Annotated in this window: 17 protein-coding genes and 1 tRNA gene; 17 read left to right on the top strand and 1 reads right to left on the bottom strand. The window is 67.2% G+C overall.

Going from position 1 to position 18,260, the window contains the following annotated elements; all coding sequences use genetic code 11:
* Positions 1-4: 4 nt before the first annotated feature.
* Both Acor_RS13020 and Acor_RS13015 read left to right on the top strand, forming a co-directional pair.
* Positions 5-499 (top strand): SigE family RNA polymerase sigma factor, encoded by a 495-nt coding sequence (locus Acor_RS13020; protein WP_155336870.1) that lies wholly within the window; start codon positions 5-7, stop codon positions 497-499.
* Positions 496-1,089 (top strand): hypothetical protein, encoded by a 594-nt coding sequence (locus tag Acor_RS13015; protein ID WP_155336869.1) that lies wholly within the window; start codon positions 496-498, stop codon positions 1,087-1,089. Before Acor_RS13020 ends, Acor_RS13015 begins: the two co-directional genes overlap by 4 nt.
* Here Acor_RS13015 and Acor_RS13010 read toward each other — a convergent pair.
* On the bottom strand, positions 1,086-2,285 hold the full coding sequence (locus Acor_RS13010) for a pyridoxal phosphate-dependent aminotransferase (protein ID WP_155336868.1): 1,200 nt from the start codon (positions 2,283-2,285) through the stop codon (positions 1,086-1,088). The two genes, Acor_RS13015 and Acor_RS13010, sit on opposite strands and share 4 nt — an antisense overlap.
* A 191-nt stretch (positions 2,286-2,476) precedes the next feature.
* Between Acor_RS13010 and Acor_RS13005 the strand changes: the two genes are divergently transcribed.
* The 15 genes from Acor_RS13005 to rpsG all read left to right on the top strand — a co-directional run bounded on the left by Acor_RS13005 (position 2,477) and on the right by rpsG (position 18,228).
* A tRNA-Trp gene (locus tag Acor_RS13005) sits at positions 2,477-2,549 on the top strand.
* Between the two features lie 72 nt (positions 2,550-2,621).
* On the top strand, positions 2,622-2,876 hold the full coding sequence (secE, locus tag Acor_RS13000) for a preprotein translocase subunit SecE (RefSeq protein WP_155336867.1): 255 nt from the start codon (positions 2,622-2,624) through the stop codon (positions 2,874-2,876).
* A 45-nt stretch (positions 2,877-2,921) separates the two neighbouring features.
* Entirely contained in the window at positions 2,922-3,659 is a 738-nt protein-coding gene (gene nusG / locus Acor_RS12995) for a transcription termination/antitermination protein NusG (RefSeq protein ID WP_155336866.1), read from the top strand.
* Between the two features lie 113 nt (positions 3,660-3,772).
* On the top strand, positions 3,773-4,204 hold the full coding sequence (gene rplK / locus Acor_RS12990; RefSeq protein WP_155336865.1) for a 50S ribosomal protein L11: 432 nt from the start codon (positions 3,773-3,775) through the stop codon (positions 4,202-4,204).
* A 65-nt stretch (positions 4,205-4,269) separates the two neighbouring features.
* A complete protein-coding gene (gene rplA, locus Acor_RS12985) occupies positions 4,270-4,983 on the top strand; it encodes a 50S ribosomal protein L1 (RefSeq protein ID WP_155336864.1) in 714 nt (237 codons plus the stop codon).
* A gap of 139 nt (positions 4,984-5,122) precedes the next feature.
* Positions 5,123-5,935 carry an SCO4651 family lipoprotein gene (locus Acor_RS12980; RefSeq protein WP_155336863.1) on the top strand — a complete coding sequence of 271 codons (813 nt, stop codon included), beginning with the start codon at positions 5,123-5,125 and terminating at the stop codon, positions 5,933-5,935.
* A 339-nt stretch (positions 5,936-6,274) separates the two neighbouring features.
* Positions 6,275-6,799, top strand: coding sequence for a 50S ribosomal protein L10 (gene rplJ, locus Acor_RS12975; RefSeq protein WP_155336862.1), 525 nt, complete (start codon positions 6,275-6,277; stop codon positions 6,797-6,799).
* 83 nt (positions 6,800-6,882) lie between these two features.
* The gene (rplL, locus tag Acor_RS12970) at positions 6,883-7,269 is read left to right on the top strand and encodes a 50S ribosomal protein L7/L12 (RefSeq protein WP_155336861.1); all 387 of its coding nucleotides are present in this window, start codon (positions 6,883-6,885) and stop codon (positions 7,267-7,269) included.
* Between the two features lie 66 nt (positions 7,270-7,335).
* Positions 7,336-8,202, top strand: a complete 867-nt coding sequence (locus Acor_RS12965) for an ABC transporter ATP-binding protein (protein WP_155336860.1) — start codon at positions 7,336-7,338, stop codon at positions 8,200-8,202.
* Entirely contained in the window at positions 8,192-8,683 is a 492-nt protein-coding gene (locus Acor_RS12960; protein ID WP_155336859.1) for a hypothetical protein, read from the top strand. Before Acor_RS12965 ends, Acor_RS12960 begins: the two co-directional genes overlap by 11 nt.
* A complete protein-coding gene (locus Acor_RS12955) occupies positions 8,680-9,186 on the top strand; it encodes a hypothetical protein (RefSeq protein ID WP_246238618.1) in 507 nt (168 codons plus the stop codon). The genes Acor_RS12960 and Acor_RS12955 overlap by 4 nt, the downstream gene beginning before the upstream one ends.
* A 423-nt stretch (positions 9,187-9,609) precedes the next feature.
* The gene (gene rpoB, locus Acor_RS12950) at positions 9,610-13,074 is read left to right on the top strand and encodes a DNA-directed RNA polymerase subunit beta (RefSeq protein ID WP_155336858.1); all 3,465 of its coding nucleotides are present in this window, start codon (positions 9,610-9,612) and stop codon (positions 13,072-13,074) included.
* A gap of 14 nt (positions 13,075-13,088) precedes the next feature.
* Positions 13,089-16,964 (top strand): DNA-directed RNA polymerase subunit beta', encoded by a 3,876-nt coding sequence (locus tag Acor_RS12945; protein ID WP_155336857.1) that lies wholly within the window; start codon positions 13,089-13,091, stop codon positions 16,962-16,964.
* Between the two features lie 419 nt (positions 16,965-17,383).
* Complete coding sequence (rpsL, locus tag Acor_RS12940) at positions 17,384-17,758, top strand: 30S ribosomal protein S12 (RefSeq protein ID WP_030451506.1); 375 nt, start codon at positions 17,384-17,386, stop codon at positions 17,756-17,758.
* Positions 17,758-18,228: a 30S ribosomal protein S7 gene (rpsG, locus tag Acor_RS12935; RefSeq protein ID WP_155336856.1), complete on the top strand. Its 471-nt coding sequence runs from the start codon at positions 17,758-17,760 to the stop codon at positions 18,226-18,228. Before rpsL ends, rpsG begins: the two co-directional genes overlap by 1 nt.
* Positions 18,229-18,260: the final 32 nt, after the last annotated feature.

Here is an 18,260-nt window from a genome sequence, read left to right as displayed (position 1 = left end):
GCTCATGACCGAAGAAGACGACGCGGCCTTCGACGAGTTCCTGGCCGCGCGCAGCACCGCCCTGCTCCGCACCGCCGTCCTGGTCTGCGGCGCGTCCCCGCACGACGCCGAGGACCTGGTCCAGGGCGCGATGGAGAAGGTCTACCGGCACTGGGCCCGGATCCGGCACGACAACCCGGAGGCGTACGCGCGCCGGGTGGTGGTCAACGCGGCCATCAGCCGGTCCCGCCGGAAACGGGTGCTCCAGGAGATCTCCTTCGCCCGGCCGCCGGAGACCGCGGTCGACACGCCCGATCACGGCATGCGCGACGCGCTCATGACCGAACTGCGGAAGCTGCCCGCCCGGATGCGGGCCGTGATCGTCCTCCGCTACTGGGAGGACATGTCGGAAGCCGAGACCGCCGCCGCCCTGGGCTGCTCGGCCGGAACCGTGAAAAGCCAGGCGGCCCGCGGGCTCGCCCGGATCAGAGAACGCCTTCTGGAAGGAGTGCCGGTATGAACACAGAAGAGGCATTGCGGGAAGCGATGTCGGAGCACGTGGCCGAGGTGCACGCCAGCCCCATGCTGGGCCGGTCGGTACGCCGCCGCAGCCGCCGGACCACCCTCAGGCTCAGGACGGCCGGCGCGGGCCTGGTCACCGCCGTGGCGGCCGTGTCGGCGCCGGTGGCGATGAGCCTGACCGCCGGCCCGGCGGTCAGCGTCGGCGCCGCCCCCGTCACGAACGCGGTCACGGCGACCGTCACCCCGACGGAGACCCCGGTCGTCGCCGACGCGGGCGGTGTCGTGGAGGGCGTCCGGGTCGGGTACCTGCCCGAGACCTGCGACGGGCCGGGCCCGAACGACTGCGGCATCTGGGTGGGCGTCTACGGCGACGGCGACCAGTCCCTCCGGGTGGACGGCAGGCTCGACGGCAGGCAGGTGGCCGAGGGCACCTACCTGGACGCGTCCGGAAAAATGATCACCCGGATCCTGGACGACCAGCACGGCGTGCTGGTCGTCATCGGCGACGACGCCGCCCGCGAGCTCGGCGCGGACACCGTCGAACGGGAGCTCCGCAAGATCGCCGAAGGGCTGAGCCTGGCGGGTTAGCGCGTCTCGCCGAACAGCTTGGCCAACCGGCTCACGCCCTCAGCGAGGTCCTCGTCGCCGAGTGCGTAGGAGAGGCGGAAGTAGCCCGGGGTTCCGAAAGCCTCACCTGGGACCAGGGCGACTTCCGCCTCTTCCAGGATCAGCTCCGCCAGCTCCGCCGTGGTGGCCGGCCGCTTCCCGCGCAGCTCCTTGCCCAGCAGCTCCTTGACCGACGGATAGGCGTAGAACGCGCCGAAAGGTTCAGGGCACACCACGCCAGGGATCTCGTTCAGCATCCGCACCATCGTCTGCCGCCGCCGGTCGAAGGCCTCCCGCATCGACGCCACCGCCGTCAGGTCCCCGCTGACCGCGGCCAGCGCCGCCGCCTGCGCCACGTTCGACACGTTGGAGGTGGCGTGCGACTGCAGGTTGGTGGCCGCCTTCACCACGTCGGCCGGGCCGATCAGCCAGCCCACCCGCCAGCCCGTCATCGCGTACGTCTTCGCGACCCCGTTCAGCACCACGACCCGGTCCGCGAGCTCGGGCACGGCGGTGGCGACGCTGGTGAACTTGGCGGCGCCGTACACGAGATGCTCGTAGATCTCGTCGGTCACCACCCAGAGCTCCTGCTCCAGCGCCCAGCGGCCGATCTCGGCGATCTGGGCGGGGGAGTAGACCGCGCCGGTCGGGTTGGACGGCGAGACCAGCAGCAGCGCCTTGGTGCGCTCGGTCCTGGCCGCAGCCAGCTGCTCCACCGAGGCCAGGTAGCCGGTGCTCTCGTCGGTCACCACGTCCACCTGGACGCCCCCGGCCAGCTTGATCGCCTCCGGGTAGGTGGTCCAGTACGGCGCGACCACCAGCACCTCGTCACCCGGGTCCAGCAGGGTGGCGAAGGCCTGGTAGACGGCCTGCTTGCCGCCGTTGGTGACCAGCACCTGCGCGGCGTCCACGGACAGCCCGGAGTCCCGCTTGGTCTTCTCGGCGATGGCCTGCTTCAACTCGGGCAGGCCGCCGGCCGGGGTGTACTTGTGAAAGCGCGGGTCACGGCAGGCCTCGATCGCCGCCTCGATGATGTAGTCCGGCGTCGGGAAATCCGGCTCGCCGGCCCCGAAGCCGATCACCGGGCGACCGGCCGCCCGCATCGCCTTCGCTTTGGCGTCGACGGCCAGGGTGGCGGACTCGGTGATAGCGGCGACGCGCGCGGAGATTCGGCTCATTGCCCCATGTTTTCAGAACACGCGGCCCGATTCCCGCGCTATTCCAGCATCTGGACAAGGCCACGGGGTAGCTTTGAGCTGCGGGGACTTGCCGAGGCGTTACTGGTTCGACGAAGCAGCCATTCCCACGTACACTTCACCGTCTAGTGGGCCACAACGCCGAAACAGTCGGGTAGGGTGGTGCACGGCTTAGGGCACTAGCGCAATTGGTAGCGCACCGGTCTCCAAAACCGGCGGTTGGGGGTTCGAGTCCCTCGTGCCCTGCGGAGTGCGGTCCGCGCACTAAGGGCGTAAGAGCCGCCGGTTGCGATGGACACGACGGATCAGGTGAGGACTGTGGCGATCGACACGCGCGGCGAGGCCGCGGCACAGCCAGGCAAGCCGAGCGGCGAGAAGAAGGCCAAGCGCACCTCGCCCGCCCTCTTCTATCGGCAGGCCGTCGGCGAGCTGCGTAAGGTCATCTGGCCTACGCGGAAGGACCTGATCAACTACACCATCGTGGTGCTCGGGTTCTGCCTGATCATGGTGGGCATCGTCTCCGCGCTGGACTTCGCGCTGACGAAGGGTGTGCTCGCGGTCTTCGGTTCCTGATCGCGACCGCACGACTAGTTCACCGACGAAAGAGGAAATGCCACCGTGTCCGAGTCCCCACTGCCGGTCGACGGCTCCCACGACGAGCACGACGAGTGGGAAGCCGACACGACTGAAGAGGCAGAAGAGGTCGAGTCGGAGGTCGAGGAGGCCGCCGACGCCGCCGTCGACGAAGACGGTGACGTGCTTCCCGACGTCGACCCGATCGAAGAGTTCAAGCGCCAGCTCCGCGGCCAGTTCGGCGAGTGGTATGTGATCCACTCGTACGCGGGCTACGAGAACCGGGTCAAGCAGAACATCGAGAGCCGCACCGGGTCGCTCAACATGGAGGATTTCATCTTCCAGGTCGAGGTGCCGACCCACACGGTCACCGAGTTCAAGGGCGGCAAGAAGACGCCGATCAAGGAGCGGGTGCTCCCCGGCTACGTGCTGGTCCGGATGGACCTGACCGACGAGTCCTGGGCCGCCGTGCGGAACACGCCCGGCGTGACCGGCTTCGTCGGCCTGTCCAACAAGCCGAGCGCGCTCAACCTCGACGAAGTGGCCAAGCTGCTCGCGCCGGAGCCGACCGAAGAGGTCAAGAAGGCTTCCGCGAAGGCGACCGCGTCCACCGTCGAGTTCGAGATCGGCGAGTCGGTCACCGTCATGGACGGCCCGTTCGCCACGCTCCCCGCCTCGGTCAGCGAGATCAGCCCCGAGTCGCAGAAGCTCAAGGTGCTGGTGTCGATCTTCGGCCGGGAGACCCCGGTGGAGCTCTCGTTCAACCAGGTCTCGAAGATCTGACAGAGTCGCGTAGACTCTTCTAGTTCTCCTCGCTGCGGCGAGGACGCCCCAGGCCGCCTTCAGGCAGGCATGGCCGGGGCACCACGGAAATCATTGAGGACCCGGAGAGAGTCATGCCTCCCAAGAAGAAGATCGCGGCGTTGGTGAAGGTCCAGCTTCCCGCTGGCCAGGCCACGCCCGCGCCGCCCGTCGGTACCGCACTCGGTCCGCACGGCGTGAACATCATGGAATTCGTCAAGCAGTACAACGCGGCGACGGAGCCTCAGCGGGGCAACATCATCCCCGTCGAGATCACCATCTTCGAGGACCGCAGCTTCACCTTCATCACGAAGACGCCCCCGGCGCCTGAGCTGATCAAGAAGGCGCTCGGCCTCAAGGGCGGTTCCGCCAACCCGCTGAAGACCAAGGTGGGTCACCTCACCAAGGAGCAGCTGCGGCAGATCGCCGAGACGAAGATGCCCGACCTGAACGCCAACGACATCGAGATGGCCGAGCGCATCATCGCCGGCACCGCCCGTTCCATGGGCATCACGGTCGCCGACTAAGTACTCAGATCCCCAGTGGAAGGGCCTAGCGCGGCCCGTACCACGAACTCCTGTAGGAGCCAGAAGTGAAGCGCAGCAAGAATTACAAGAACGCGGCGGTCCAGATCGACCGTGACGCCGTCCTGACGCCGCTGGACGGCGTGCGGGTGGCCAAGAAGACCGCCTCCACGAAGTTCGACGCCACCATCGAGGTGGCCCTGCGGCTGGGCGTCGACCCGCGCAAGGCCGACCAGATGGTCCGCGGCACCGTCAACCTCCCGCACGGCACCGGCAAGACCGCCCGGGTCCTGGTCTTCGCGACCGGTGACCGCGCCGAGGAGGCCCGCGCCGCGGGCGCCGACATCGTGGGCGCCGACGAGCTCATCGACGAGGTGGCCAAGGGCCGCCTCGACTTCGACGCCGTCGTGGCCACCCCGGACCTGATGGGCAAGGTCGGCCGCCTGGGCCGGGTGCTCGGTCCGCGTGGCCTGATGCCCAACCCGAAGACCGGCACCGTCACGCCGGCTGTCGGCAAGGCCGTCACCGACATCAAGGGCGGCAAGATCGAGTTCCGGGTGGACCGGCACGCGAACCTGCACTTCATCATCGGCAAGGCCTCCTTCGAGGAGCGCCAGCTGGTGGAGAACTACGCCGCCGCCCTGGACGAGGTGCTGCGGCTCAAGCCGTCCGCAGCCAAGGGCCGTTACGTGAAGAAGGTCACCTTCGCCACGTCGATGGGCCCGGGCATCCCGGTCGACCCCAACGCGACGCGGGGCCTGACCGCCGAGATCGACGCCTGATCGTCTCAGGACTGAACGACCCCCGCCCGGGTATCGGGTGGGGGTCGTTCTGTTGTGAGGAAAGTGTGCGGATATCGCGCGACCGCCGCACCGATCATCCCGCGAACGTAGGCTCTGGGCGACGAAAGGACGACATCACATGCGCCGACTACTGGTGGCCGCCGCGCTGATCGCCGCGGCCGGGTGTGGCACGACGACGGCCCAGCCGCTGGGGCAGGTCCAGCTCTCGGCTGCCGACGCCTTAGCTCAGACCGCTCAGAAGGCCGAGGACGTCCAGTCCTACGCCGCCGACATCGTGGTCGACTTCAGCGACCCGAAGGGCGGCGCGGGCAACGTGCGCGGCACCATGCTGTTCCAGCAGAAGCCCACCCTCGCCTCCGACATCACCCTGAGCCAGGTGACGTTCGGCGGGCAGGCGCTGCCCGGCGGCGTCCGGGTGATCCTGGACGGCGAGACCGCCTACCTGAAGCTGGACCTGCTCAAGCAGCTGGCCGGCACCACCAAGCCGTGGGTCAAGGTGAGCCTCACCGACCTCGGTGACGACGCCAGCGTGCGGCAGTTCCTCAGCCAGGCCCAGCAGATCGACCTCAAATCCGCGGTCGCCCTGCTGACCGCGTCCAAGGACGTCCAGGCGGCCGGCAACGAGACCGTCGGCAACGTCCAGACCACGCACTACACCGGCACCTTCCCGGTGGCCGAGGCCGTCAAGCTGCTGCCGCCGGACGCCCAGGCCGGGCTCAGCGGCCAGCTCTCCGTGGTCAAGGACATGAAGTTCGACGCCTGGATCGACGCCGAGGGCCTGCCTCGCAAGATCCAGCTCAACGGCGGCGCTGACCAGGCCACCTTCACCGCTGCCCTGGTCTTCACCTCCTTCAACGAGCAGCTCTCGATCTCCGCACCCCCCGCCGACCAGGTCGGCGAGATGCCGAAGAACGCCCCGGTGGCCGAATAGTGTGGCTTGGCCGCGCCGGTGTCTGGACTGAGGAACGCAGGTCGCGGAGCGGCCGGCGTGACGAGGGAAGAGGCTCCCCAGCGGCCAAGCCCGCCGCGCCGGAGGCGCGGCCATAGACACTGATTTGGTGAATGGGAGATTGACACGTATGCTGTGTCCTGCCAAAGACCGCTGGTTGTCTTCGGGTGCCTAGAGGCCCGTTGACCGAAGGATCCACGTGAAGTGGACGGCCCGCGCAGGTGTGGATGTGAGCTTCGCTTAACGTGAGCCCCGTGCGCCCTGCGCCGGGGCTTGTTCGTTTTCATGCCTTCGCCGGCGGCACATCTGGAAGGAGGGCCCATGGCGAAGTCGGAGAAGACCGGCGCGGTCGCCGAGCTCACTAGCGAGTTCGACAGCTCCAGCGCCGCTGTTCTGACCGAATACCGCGGTCTCACCGTCGCCCAGCTCAAGCAGCTGCGCGTCTCTCTCGGTGGGAATGCGAAGTTCGCCGTGGCGAAGAACACGCTGACCAAGATCGCGGCGAACAACGCCGGGATCACCGCCTTGGACGGGCTGCTCAAGGGCCCGACCGCGATCGCCTTCGTCAAGGGCGACGTGGTGGAGGCGGCCAAGGGTCTGCGGGAATTCGCCAAGGCCAACCCCCTTCTGGTGATCAAGGGCGGTGTCGTCGACGGTAAGGCGATGACCCCGGACGAGATCTCCAAGCTGGCTGACCTTGAGTCGCGCGAGGTTCTCCTCGCGAAGCTGGCCGGCGCCATGAAGGCCAAGCAGTCGCAGGCTGCCGCCACCTTCGCCGCGCTGCCCACGCAGATGGCTCGACTGGCCGAAGCCCTGCGCGCGAAGCGCGAAGAGGCCGGCGAGTAATCAGGAAGGTCCGCGAAAGCGGGGGGAAACGCAGACCGCGGTCCCTTTTTTAAACGTTTAGCTAGATTCACTGGAGGAACACCATGGCGAAGCTCAGCACCGACGAGCTGCTCGACACCTTCAAGGAGATGACCCTCCTTGAGCTGTCCGACTTCGTGAAGCTCTTCGAGGACACCTTCGACGTCAAGGCCGCCGCCCCGGTCGCGGTCGCCGCTGCCGCCGGCCCCGCCGCCGCCGTTGAGGAAGTCGAGGAGCAGGACGAGTTCGACGTCGTGCTCGAGTCGGCCGGCGACAAGAAGATCCAGGTCATCAAGGAGATCCGCACCCTCACCAGCCTGGGCCTCAAGGAGGCCAAGGACCTGGTGGACGGCGCTCCCAAGTCGGTCTTCGACGGCAAGGTCACCAAGGAGCAGGCGGAGAAGGCCAAGGCTGCCCTCGAGGGCGCCGGCGCCAGCGTCACCGTCAAGTAATTCTTGTCAATAAGGAGCGGCCCATTTCGGTGGGCCGCTCCTTTTGCGTTCCTATACCGTGCCTGTGTGGGCGTGGAAATCGTGGTCGAGGGTCTGACGAAGTCGTTCGGCCGTCAGGTCGTCTGGGAGAACGTCACGATGACGATCCCGGCTGGCCAGATCTCGGTGCTCCTCGGCCCGTCCGGCACCGGCAAGTCGGTCTTCCTGAAGGCGCTGGTCGGCCTGATCCGCCCCGACCGTGGCCACATCTGGATCAACGGCCATGATCTGGCCACCTGCGGCGAGCGCCGGCTGTACGAGCTGCGCCGCCTGTTCGGGGTCCTGTTCCAGGACGGCGCGCTGTTCGGGTCGCTGAATCTTTACGAGAACATCGCCTTCCCTTTGCGTGAGCACACCCGCATGAAGGAGGCCCAGATCCGCCGGCTGGTCGCGGCGAAGCTGGAACTGGTCGGCCTGGTCGGGGCCGAGCACAAGATGCCGGGGGAGATCTCCGGCGGGATGCGCAAACGGGCCGGGCTGGCCCGCGCGCTGGTCCTGGATCCGGAGATCATCCTGTTCGACGAGCCGGACTCCGGCCTCGACCCGGTCCGGACCGCCTACCTGAACCAGCTGATCGTCGACCTGAACCACGAGACCGGGGCGACGTTCCTGATCGTCACGCACGACATCAACAGCGCCAGAACCGTCCCGCACCACATCGGCCTGCTGTTCCGCCGCGAACTGGTCATGTTCGGGCCGCGCGAGCGGGTGCTGTCCAGCGCGGAGCCGGCCGTACGGCAGTTCCTGAACGCCCGCAGGCACGGCCCGATCGGGATGTCGGAGGAGAAGGACGTGACCGAGCTGGCGGCCGAGGCGCTGCTCGGCCAGGATCCCGGCGAGCTGCCGCCCATCCCGCCGCAGCTGACCCCCAGCGGAGGCCGGGGTGGCGCGTGACGTCCGCAGGGCCCCGGCCAAGCTGAACGCCGCCCTGGTCGCGCTCACCCTGGCGTTCGCCGCCGGCGGCTGGCTGGCCTGGCAGGCCAGGGCCGAGGAGCTCGCCGTGGCGGCCGACCGGCAGGCTGCGATCACGGCCGCCTCCACCCACGCGATCAACCTGATGTCGGTGGACCACCGCACGATCGACTCCACCCTCAACCGCATCCTGGCCACCTCCACCGGCGAGGCCAAAACCGGCTACCAGGCGACCCTGAAGGCGGCCACCCTGAAGAACAAGGTGCTCCAGACGGGCGTGCTCCGCGCCTCCGGGCTGACCTCGTTCACGGCCACGGACGCGCAGGCGCTGGTGGTGGCGGACGCGGTGATCAACTGGGCGGACCGGGACGACCCGGCCGAGGAGCGCTTCTACCGGTGGCGGATGACCTTGGTCAAGGAGTCCGGCAAGTGGCTGGTGGCCAAGGCGGAGCTGGTCTCGTGAAGCTCCGGCTGACGGCTTTCCTGGCGGTGGTGGCACTGCTGGCCGCGGGGGCGGCCGGGTGGCTCTATCTGGACCTGCGGAGCCTGACCGGAGGGGAGCGGGCGGGCCAGGAGGCGGTCAACGCGGCCAGGATCTACGCGGCCGACATGCTCTCCTACGACTACCGGACGATCAAGGAAGATCTGGCCCGGGCCCGGGGGCACGCGACGGGCGATCTGGTGGCCCAGTACGACCGCCTCGCGACCACCCTGGCGCCCACCGCGATCAAGCAGAAGAAGGTGCAACAGGCGGTAGTGGCGGACGCCGCGGTGGAGTCCGCGACCACCGCCGAGGTCCGGGTACTGGTCTTCCTCAACGTGACCACGTCTTCGTCCGAAACCAGCACGGGAAGCCCTCGCCAGCAGGTGGTCCAGAACAGGGCGCGGCTGGTCATGGTACGTGTCGCTGATCGTTGGCTGGTTTCGGACCTTTCCACCCTCTTGGGCAACACGCCCATCCGCTGAGGCGCGTTATTCAATTGTTAGTCAAGGTTGGGTTTGGCGCGTCCACGCCCGGGGATCCCCAATGCACGGCAGAGGTCGACCGTCGGTCAACGTTCGGTCCTCCGCGTGACAGAGCGTTAGCTGCCCCCGGTCCAGGGTATCGACAGGGTCTTGCGGCTTTCGAATGTGGCGCGGAAGGGAAAAACCCAGCGTGCTGGCCATTGGTTAGCTGAAATGTCGGCTCTCGGGCTTGACGTTTCGGCGCAGACGGGTGATGCTGCCAGCAACGTGGAGCGCAGAGCGAGAGCGGAGTGGACAGGTGTATGCCCATCGGCTACACTGCCCCTTTGCGCTGCCCTTTGACGACCGCTTCTCTCAGTTACCTTGCTGCATGGTCGTCTGGCGTGCGTGTAGTCAGTCCGCGAGCCCTCGGAAGGACATCTGTTGGCAGCCTCGCGCAACGCCTCCGCCGTACCCGCCGGTCCCCGTACCGTGTCTTTCGCACGTATTCAGGAGCCGCTCGAAGTTCCGGATCTTCTAGCTCTTCAGACCGAGTCCTTCGACTGGTTGCTCGGTAACGAGAAGTGGAAGGCTCGGGTCGAGGCGGCCAGGCTGGCCGGACGGAAGGACGTACCCGCCCAGTCGGGCCTAGAAGAGATTTTTGAGGAGATCAGTCCCATTGAGGACTTCTCCGGAACTATGTCCCTCTCGTTCCGGGATCACCGGTTCGAGCCGCCCAAGTACTCGGTAGACGAGTGCAAGGACAAGGACATGACCTACTCCGCGCCGATGTTCGTGACGGCGGAGTTCATCAACAACACCACCGGTGAGATCAAGAGCCAGACCGTGTTCATGGGCGACTTCCCGCTCATGACCTCGAAGGGCACCTTCATCATCAACGGCACCGAGCGTGTCGTGGTCTCCCAGCTGGTGCGATCCCCGGGTGTCTACTTCGACCGTTCGGTCGACAAGACCTCCGACAAGGATCTGTACGGCTGCCGGGTGATCCCGTCCCGTGGCGCCTGGCTCGAGTTCGAGATCGACAAGCGCGACAGTGTCGGCGTCCGTATCGACCGCAAGCGCAAGCAGGCCGTCACGGTCCTGCTCAAGGCGCTCGGCTGGACCACCGACCAGATTCTGGAGCGTTTCGGCCAGTACGAATCAATGCGCGCCACCCTGGAGAAGGATCACACCTCCGGCCAGGACGACGCGCTGCTGGACATCTACCGCAAGCTCCGTCCGGGCGAGCCTCCGACCAAGGAGTCCGCGCAGACGCTGCTTGAGAACCTGTACTTCAACCCCAAGCGGTACGACCTGGCCAAGGTCGGCCGATACAAGATCAATAAGAAGCTCGGGGTCGACTCTGAGATCTCTCAGGGCACCCTGACCGACGAGGACATCGTCTCCACCATCGAGTACATCGTCCGGCTGCACGCCGGCGAGGACACCATGGGCGCCGACGGTTCGGTGATCATCGAGACCGATGACATCGACCACTTCGGCAATCGTCGTCTCCGTACCGTGGGCGAGCTGATCCAGAACCAGGTGCGCCTCGGCCTGGCCCGGATGGAGCGCGTCGTCCGGGAGCGCATGACCACCCAGGACGTCGAGGCCATCACGCCGCAGACCCTGATCAACATCCGCCCAGTGGTGGCGTCGATCAAGGAGTTCTTCGGCACCTCGCAGCTGTCGCAGTTCATGGACCAGACCAACCCGCTCGCCGGTCTGACCCACAAGCGGCGTCTGTCGGCCCTCGGCCCCGGCGGTCTCTCCCGGGAGCGGGCCGGTTTCGAGGTCCGTGACGTGCACCCGTCCCACTACGGCCGGATGTGTCCGATCGAGACGCCGGAAGGCCCGAACATCGGCCTGATCGGTTCGCTGGCCTCCTTCGGGCGGATCAACTCCTTCGGGTTCGTTGAGACGCCGTACCGGAAGGTCATCGACGGCAAGGTGTCGGCGCAGGTCGACTACCTCACCGCCGACCAGGAGGACCGGCACGTGGTGGCCCAGGCCAACACGACGCTGCACCCCGACGGAGCCTTCGCCGAGGAGCGCGTGCTGGCCCGCAGGAAGGGCGGCGAGTTCGAGGCCGTGCACCCGAGCGAGGTCGACTACATGGACGTCTCGCCGCGCCAGATGGTGTCGGTGGCGACCGCCATGATCCCGTTCCTGGAGCACGACGACGCCAACCGCGCCCTGATGGGCTCCAACATGCAGCGCCAGTCGGTGCCCCTGCTGAAGAGCGAGGCCCCGCTGGTCGGCACCGGCATGGAGTACCGCGCCGCCACTGACGCGGGCGACGTGATCAACGCCGAGAAGGCCGGTGTGGTCGAGGAGGTCTCGGCCGACTACGTGACCGTCATGAACGACGACGGCACCCGCACCACCTACCGGGTGGCCAAGTTCAAGCGCTCCAACCAGGGCACCTGCTTCAACCAGAAGCCGATCGTGGCCGAGGGGGACCGGGTCGAGGTCAACCAGGTCATCGCCGACGGGCCGTGCACCGACACCGGTGAGATGGCGCTCGGCAAGAACCTGCTCGTGGCGTTCATGCCATGGGAGGGCCACAACTACGAAGACGCGATCATCCTCTCCCAGCGCCTGGTCCAGGACGACGTCCTCTCCTCGATCCACATCGAGGAGCACGAGGTCGACGCCCGCGACACCAAGCTGGGCCCCGAGGAGATCACCCGGGACATCCCGAACGTCTCAGAAGAGGTCCTGGCCGACCTGGACGAGCGTGGCATCATCCGGATCGGGGCCGAGGTCGTCACCGGCGACATCCTGGTCGGCAAGGTCACGCCCAAGGGCGAGACCGAGCTGACCCCCGAGGAGCGGCTGCTCCGCGCGATCTTCGGTGAGAAGGCGCGGGAGGTCCGCGACACCTCGCTGAAGGTGCCGCACGGCGAGTCCGGCAAGGTCATCGGCGTCCGCGTGTTCAGCCGCGAGGAGGGCGACGAGCTCCCCCCCGGCGTGAACGAGCTGGTCCGGGTGTACGTGGCGCAGAAGCGCAAGATCACCGACGGCGACAAGCTGGCGGGCCGGCACGGCAACAAGGGCGTCATCTCCAAGATCCTTCCGGTCGAGGACATGCCGTTCCTTGAGGACGGCACCGCCGTCGACATCGTGCTCAACCCGCTGGGGGTGCCCGGCCGAATGAACGTCGGCCAGGTCCTGGAGACCCACCTGGGGTGGATCGCCGCCCGGGGCTGGGACGTGACCGGGGTCGAGGACGCGTGGGCGGAACGCCTCCGTGACAAGGGCCTCGGCGAGGTGGACCCGTTCACCAAGGTCGCCACGCCGGTGTTCGACGGCGCCCTGGAGGAGGAGATCGTCGGCCTGCTGAGCAACACCCTGAAGAACAGGGACGGCTCGCGCATGGTCCAGGAGAACGGCAAGGCCCGGTTGTTCGACGGCCGCTCAGGCGAGCCGTTCCCGCACCCGGTCTCGGTCGGCTACATCTACATCCTCAAGCTGCTCCACCTGGTCGACGACAAGATCCACGCCCGGTCGACAGGCCCGTACTCGATGATCACCCAGCAGCCGCTGGGCGGTAAGGCGCAGTTCGGCGGGCAGCGGTTCGGCGAGATGGAAGTATGGGCCCTGGAGGCCTACGGCGCCGCGTACGCGCTGCAGGAGCTGCTCACCATCAAGTCCGACGACGTGCTCGGCCGGGTGAAGGTCTACGAGGCGATCGTCAAGGGCGAGAACATTCCCGAGCCGGGTATCCCGGAGTCCTTCAAGGTCCTCATCAAGGAAATGCAGTCGCTCTGCCTCAACGTCGAGGTGCTCTCCAGCGACGGCATGTCCATCGAGATGCGGGACACCGACGAGGATGTCTTCCGCGCCGCGGAGGAGCTCGGTATCGATCTGTCCCGGCGCGAGCCGAGCAGCGTGGAAGAAGTCTGAGGGGGAGATAGCACATGCTGGACGTCAACTTCTTCGACGAGCTCAGGATCGGCCTGGCGACCGCTGACGACATCCGTCAGTGGTCGCACGGGGAGGTCAAGAAGCCGGAGACGATCAACTACCGCACCCTCAAGCCCGAGAAGGACGGACTCTTCTGCGAGAAGATCTTCGGCCCGACCCGGGACTGGGAGTGCTACTGCGGCAAGTACAAGCGCGTCCGGTTCAAGGGCATCATCTGTGAGCGCTGCGGCGTCGAGGTGACCCGGGCCAAGGTGCGGCGTGAGCGGATGGGCCACATCGAGCTGGCCGCGCCGGTCACCCACATCTGGTACTTCAAGGGTGTTCCGTCGCGTCTGGGCTACCTGCTGGACCTCGCCCCGAAGGACCTGGAGAAGGTCATCTACTTCGCGGCGTACATGATCACGCAGGTGGACGGGGAGATGCGCGACCGCGATCTGCCCTCGCTGGAGGCCAAGATCTCCGTCGAGCGGCAGCACGTCGAGCAGCGCCGCGACGCCGACATCGAGGCCAGGCAGAAGAAACTGGAAGGCGACCTGGCCGAGCTGGAGGCCGCCGGAGCCAAGGGCGACGCGCGCCGCAAGGTGCGCGAGGGCGCCGACCGCGAGATGCGGCAGCTCCGTGACCGGGCCCAGCGCGAGCTGGACCGGCTGGACGAGGTGTGGAGCCGCTTCAAGAACCTCAAGGTCCAGGACCTTGAGGGCGACGAGATGCTGTACCGCGAGATGCGCGACCGTTTCGGCCGCTACTTCAAGGGCGGCATGGGCGCGCAGGCGATCCAGGAGCGGCTGCAGAGTTTCGACCTCGATCAGGAGGCAGAAAACCTGCGCGAGACGATCCGCAGCGGCAAGGGGCAGAAGAAGGCCCGCGCGCTCAAGCGGCTCAAGGTCGTGGCGGCGTTCCTGAACACCAGGAACTCGCCCGCCGGCATGGTCCTGGACTGCATCCCGGTCATCCCGCCGGACCTGCGCCCGATGGTGCAGCTGGACGGTGGCCGGTTCGCGACCTCCGACCTGAACGACCTGTACCGCCGGGTCATCAACCGGAACAACCGCCTCAAGCGGCTGCTCGACCTCGGCGCGCCCGAGATCATCGTCAACAACGAGAAGCGCATGCTGCAGGAGGCCGTCGACGCGCTGTTCGACAACGGCCGCCGCGGCCGCCCGGTCACCGGGCCCGGCAACCGTCCCCTCAAGTCCCTCAGCGACATGCTGAAGGGCAAGCAGGGCCGGTTCCGGCAGAACCTGCTGGGCAAGCGAGTCGACTACTCCGGCCGTTCGGTCATCGTGGTCGGCCCGCAGCTGAAGCTGCACCAGTGCGGCCTGCCCAAGCAGATGGCGCTGGAACTGTTCAAGCCGTTCGTGATGAAGCGCCTGGTGGACCTCAACCACGCGCAGAACATCAAGTCGGCCAAGCGCATGGTCGAGCGGGCCCGCCCGGTCGTGTGGGACGTGCTCGAAGAGGTCATCACCGAGCACCCGGTGCTGCTCAACCGGGCGCCGACCCTGCACCGCCTGGGCATCCAGGCCTTCGAGCCGCAGCTGGTCGAGGGCAAGGCCATCCAGATCCACCCGCTCGTCTGCACCGCGTTCAACGCGGACTTCGACGGCGACCAGATGGCCGTGCACCTGCCGCTGTCGGCCGAGGCCCAGGCCGAGGCGCGCATCCTGATGCTCTCGACCAACAACATCCTCAAGCCGGCCGACGGCAAGCCGGTGACGATGCCCACCCAGGACATGGTCATCGGGCTCTACTCGCTCACCACCCAGGGCGACGACGCCGTGGGTGAGGGCCGGGTGTTCGGCTCGGTCTCCGAGGCGCTGATGGCCTACGACAGGCGCGAGCTGGACCTGCAGGCGAAGGTCCAGGTCCGGCTGAAGGACGTCGCCCCGCCGCGTGGCTGGGAGGCGCCCGAGGGCTGGGAGGTCGGCGACCCGCTGCGTCTGGAGACGACGCTCGGCCGCTGCCTGTTCAACCAGACGCTGCCCGGGAACTACCCGTTCGTGAACTACCAGGTCGGCAAGAAGCAGCTGTCCGCGATCGTCAACGAGCTGGCCGAGACCTACCCCAAGGTCGAGGTCGCCAACGCTCTGGACGCGCTCAAGGACGCCGGCTTCTACTGGGCGACCCGGGCCGGGGTCACCATCTCGATCGACGACGTCATCGCCCCGCCGAACAAGGCGGCGATCATGGAGTCGTACGAGAAGCGGGCCGACAAGGTCCAGCGCGAGTACGACCGCGGTCTGATCACCGACGAGGAGCGCCGTCAGGAGCTCATCGAGATCTGGACCCACGCCACCAGTGACGTCACCGAGGACATGCAGAGCGCGTTCTCCAAGACGAACCCGATCTGGATGATGGTCCAGTCCGGCGCGCGTGGAAACCTGATGCAGGTCCGGCAGATCGCCGGTATCCGCGGCCTGGTGTCCAACACCAAGGGCGAGACGATCCCGCGGCCGATCAAGTCCTCCTTCCGGGAGGGCCTGTCGGTGCTGGAGTACTTCATCTCCACCCACGGCCAGCGGAAGGGTCTGGCGGACACCGCGCTGCGGACCGCCGACTCCGGCTACCTGACCCGTCGTCTGGTCGACGTGGCCCAGGACGTCATCGTCCGCGAGATCGACTGCGGCACCGACCGCGCGGTCCCGCTGCACACCGCCGAGCGCGACCTGGCCGGGAACCTGGTCAAGGCCGAGAACGCGGAGAGCAACATCCACGGCCGGATCCTGGCCGAGGACGTGGAGGTCGATGGCAAGCTGATCGCCACGGCCGGCACCGACATCACCGACATCACCGTGTCGGCGCTGGTGGAGGCCGGTATCGGGACAGTCAGGACCCGGAGCACGCTGGTCTGCGAGGCCAAGATCGGAGTCTGCGCCACCTGCTACGGGCGGTCGTTGGCCACCGGCAAGCTGGTCGACGTGGGCGAGGCGGTCGGCATCATCGCGGCCCAGTCGATCGGTGAGCCCGGCACCCAGCTGACCATGCGTACCTTCCACACCGGTGGTGTGGCGGGCGCGGACATCACCCACGGTCTGCCGCGTGTGCAGGAGCTGTTCGAGGCCCGCATCCCCAAGGGTGTGGCTCCGATCAGCGAGGTCACCGGCCGGGTCAGGATCGACGAGACGGACAAGACCCGCAAGATCGTGATCACCCCGGACGACGGCTCTGACGAGATCGCCTACCCGGTGTCGATGCGGTCCAGGCTCGCCATCTCGGAGGGGCAGCACATCGACGTCGGTCACCAGCTGATCGCCGGTGCCCGCAACCCCAACGAGGTGCTCCGCATCCTCGGCCCGCGCGCCGTGCAGCTGCACCTGGTGGAGGAAGTCCAGCAGGTGTACCGCTCGCAGGGTGTGTCCATCCACGACAAGCACATCGAGGTCATCGTCCGCCAGATGCTCAAGCGCGTGAACGTGCTGGAGTCCGGCGACGCCGACATGCTTCCCGGTGAGCTGGTGGAGCGGCCGAAGTTCGAGCGCATCAACCGCGAGTGCGTCGCCGAGGGCGGCACCCCCGCCTCCGGCCGCCCCGTCCTGATGGGCATCACCAAGGCGTCGCTGGCCACCGAGTCCTGGCTGTCGGCGGCCTCCTTCCAGGAGACCACCCGGGTGCTGACCGACGCGGCGATCCACGCCAAGTCGGACTCGCTGCTGGGCCTCAAGGAGAACGTCATCATCGGCAAGCTCATCCCGGCCGGTACGGGCATGCCCCAGTACCGCAACATCCGGGTCGAGCCGACCGAGGAGGCCAAGGCCGCCATGTACACCGTGGGCGGCTACGACGGCTCCGCTTCCGACTACACCTTCGGTTCGGGCTCCGGCGAAGCCGTCCCGCTGGAGGAGTACGACTTCGGCCAGTACGGCCGCTAGTCACCAGACAAGAACGCCCGGATCCTCGGATCCGGGCGTTCTTGTTTTTAACGGCGCGAGGACTCCACGGCTACGAGTAGACTTGCCGAGGACTCAAATATCGGCCTGCGTTGGAAAGGTGGGCCGGGGACCCGGGCACGGGATCCCGATGACCCGCTGAGCGCGGCCGTTTTGACGTGTTGCGTGGGGCTGGGTACTCTTGCTCTTCGTGCCCACTGTTCGTGGGTCCGCACGCGTGCGCGCAGGTCGCGCCGGGTGGCTCTCTCCAATCCCAGCAAGGGCGTAGCGCGATCCGTACGCGACACGCCCGACCGCGTGGGTCGGCGGAGAAGGAAAACCAGCAGGTCATGACACCGGCAGTACCTGCGAAAACGCATGTTCTCGTATCACCGGCATAGGCACGAAACGGAGTTGTTGTAGTGCCCACGATTCAGCAGTTGGTCCGCAAGGGCCGGCAGGACAAGGTCTCCAAGACCAAGACTCCTGCGCTCAAGGGCAGCCCTCAGCGGCGCGGTGTCTGCACCCGCGTCTACACCACCACCCCGAAGAAGCCGAACTCGGCCCTTCGTAAGGTCGCTCGTGTTCGCCTGACCAATGGCATCGAGGTCACGGCCTACATCCCCGGTGTGGGTCACAACCTGCAGGAGCACTCGATCGTGCTCGTCCGTGGCGGTCGTGTGAAGGACCTCCCCGGTGTTCGCTACAAGATCATCCGCGGCTCGCTCGACACCCAGGGCGTCCGCAACCGCAAGCAGGCCCGCAGCCGCTACGGCGCCAAGAAGGAGAAGAAGTAATGCCTCGCAAGGGTTCTCCTGGGCGTCGCCAGCTCATGTCCGACCCGGTGCACAACTCGCCGCTGGTCACCTCTCTGATCAACAAGGTCCTCCTGGACGGCAAGCGCTCGATCGCTCAGTCGATCGTGTACGGCGCCCTTGAGGGTTGCAAGGATAAGACCGGCAACGACCCGGTCGTCACGCTCAAGCGCGCTCTCGACAACGTCAAGCCGACCCTTGAGGTCCGCAGCCGTCGGGTCGGTGGCGCCACGTACCAGGTCCCGGTCGAGGTGCGCGCGGCGCGCAGCACCACCCTGGCCCTGCGCTGGCTGGTGCAGTACTCCCGCGCCCGCCGTGAGAAGACCATGACCGAGCGCCTCATGAACGAGCTCCTCGACGCCAGCAACGGCCTCGGCGCGAGCGTCAAGAAGCGCGAGGACACCCACAAGATGGCCGAGTCCAACAAGGCCTTCGCTCACTACCGCTGGTAGTCGAGCGCACCACCAAGCAAAGGACGCAGAGA

This window comes from Acrocarpospora corrugata (assembly GCF_009687845.1).
GTDB lineage: Bacteria > Actinomycetota > Actinomycetes > Streptosporangiales > Streptosporangiaceae > Acrocarpospora > Acrocarpospora corrugata.
Note: the sequence above shows the minus strand (reverse complement) of the source record. Positions and strands in the feature narration are given on the sequence as shown.

Excerpts from the sequence above, each read along its gene's own strand:
- Acor_RS13020 (WP_155336870.1), top strand. The coding sequence starts at position 5 with ATGACCGAAGAAGACGACGCGGCCTTCGACGAGTTCCTGGCCGCGCGC.
- Acor_RS13015 (WP_155336869.1), top strand. The coding sequence starts at position 496 with ATGAACACAGAAGAGGCATTGCGGGAAGCGATGTCGGAGCACGTGGCC.
- Acor_RS13010 (WP_155336868.1), bottom strand. The coding sequence starts at position 2,285 with ATGAGCCGAATCTCCGCGCGCGTCGCCGCTATCACCGAGTCCGCCACC.
- rplK (WP_155336865.1), top strand. The coding sequence starts at position 3,773 with ATGCCTCCCAAGAAGAAGATCGCGGCGTTGGTGAAGGTCCAGCTTCCC.
- Acor_RS12980 (WP_155336863.1), top strand. The coding sequence starts at position 5,123 with ATGCGCCGACTACTGGTGGCCGCCGCGCTGATCGCCGCGGCCGGGTGT.
- rplJ (WP_155336862.1), top strand. The coding sequence starts at position 6,275 with ATGGCGAAGTCGGAGAAGACCGGCGCGGTCGCCGAGCTCACTAGCGAG.
- rplL (WP_155336861.1), top strand. The coding sequence starts at position 6,883 with ATGGCGAAGCTCAGCACCGACGAGCTGCTCGACACCTTCAAGGAGATG.
- Acor_RS12945 (WP_155336857.1), top strand. The coding sequence starts at position 13,089 with ATGCTGGACGTCAACTTCTTCGACGAGCTCAGGATCGGCCTGGCGACC.
- rpsG (WP_155336856.1), top strand. The coding sequence starts at position 17,758 with ATGCCTCGCAAGGGTTCTCCTGGGCGTCGCCAGCTCATGTCCGACCCG.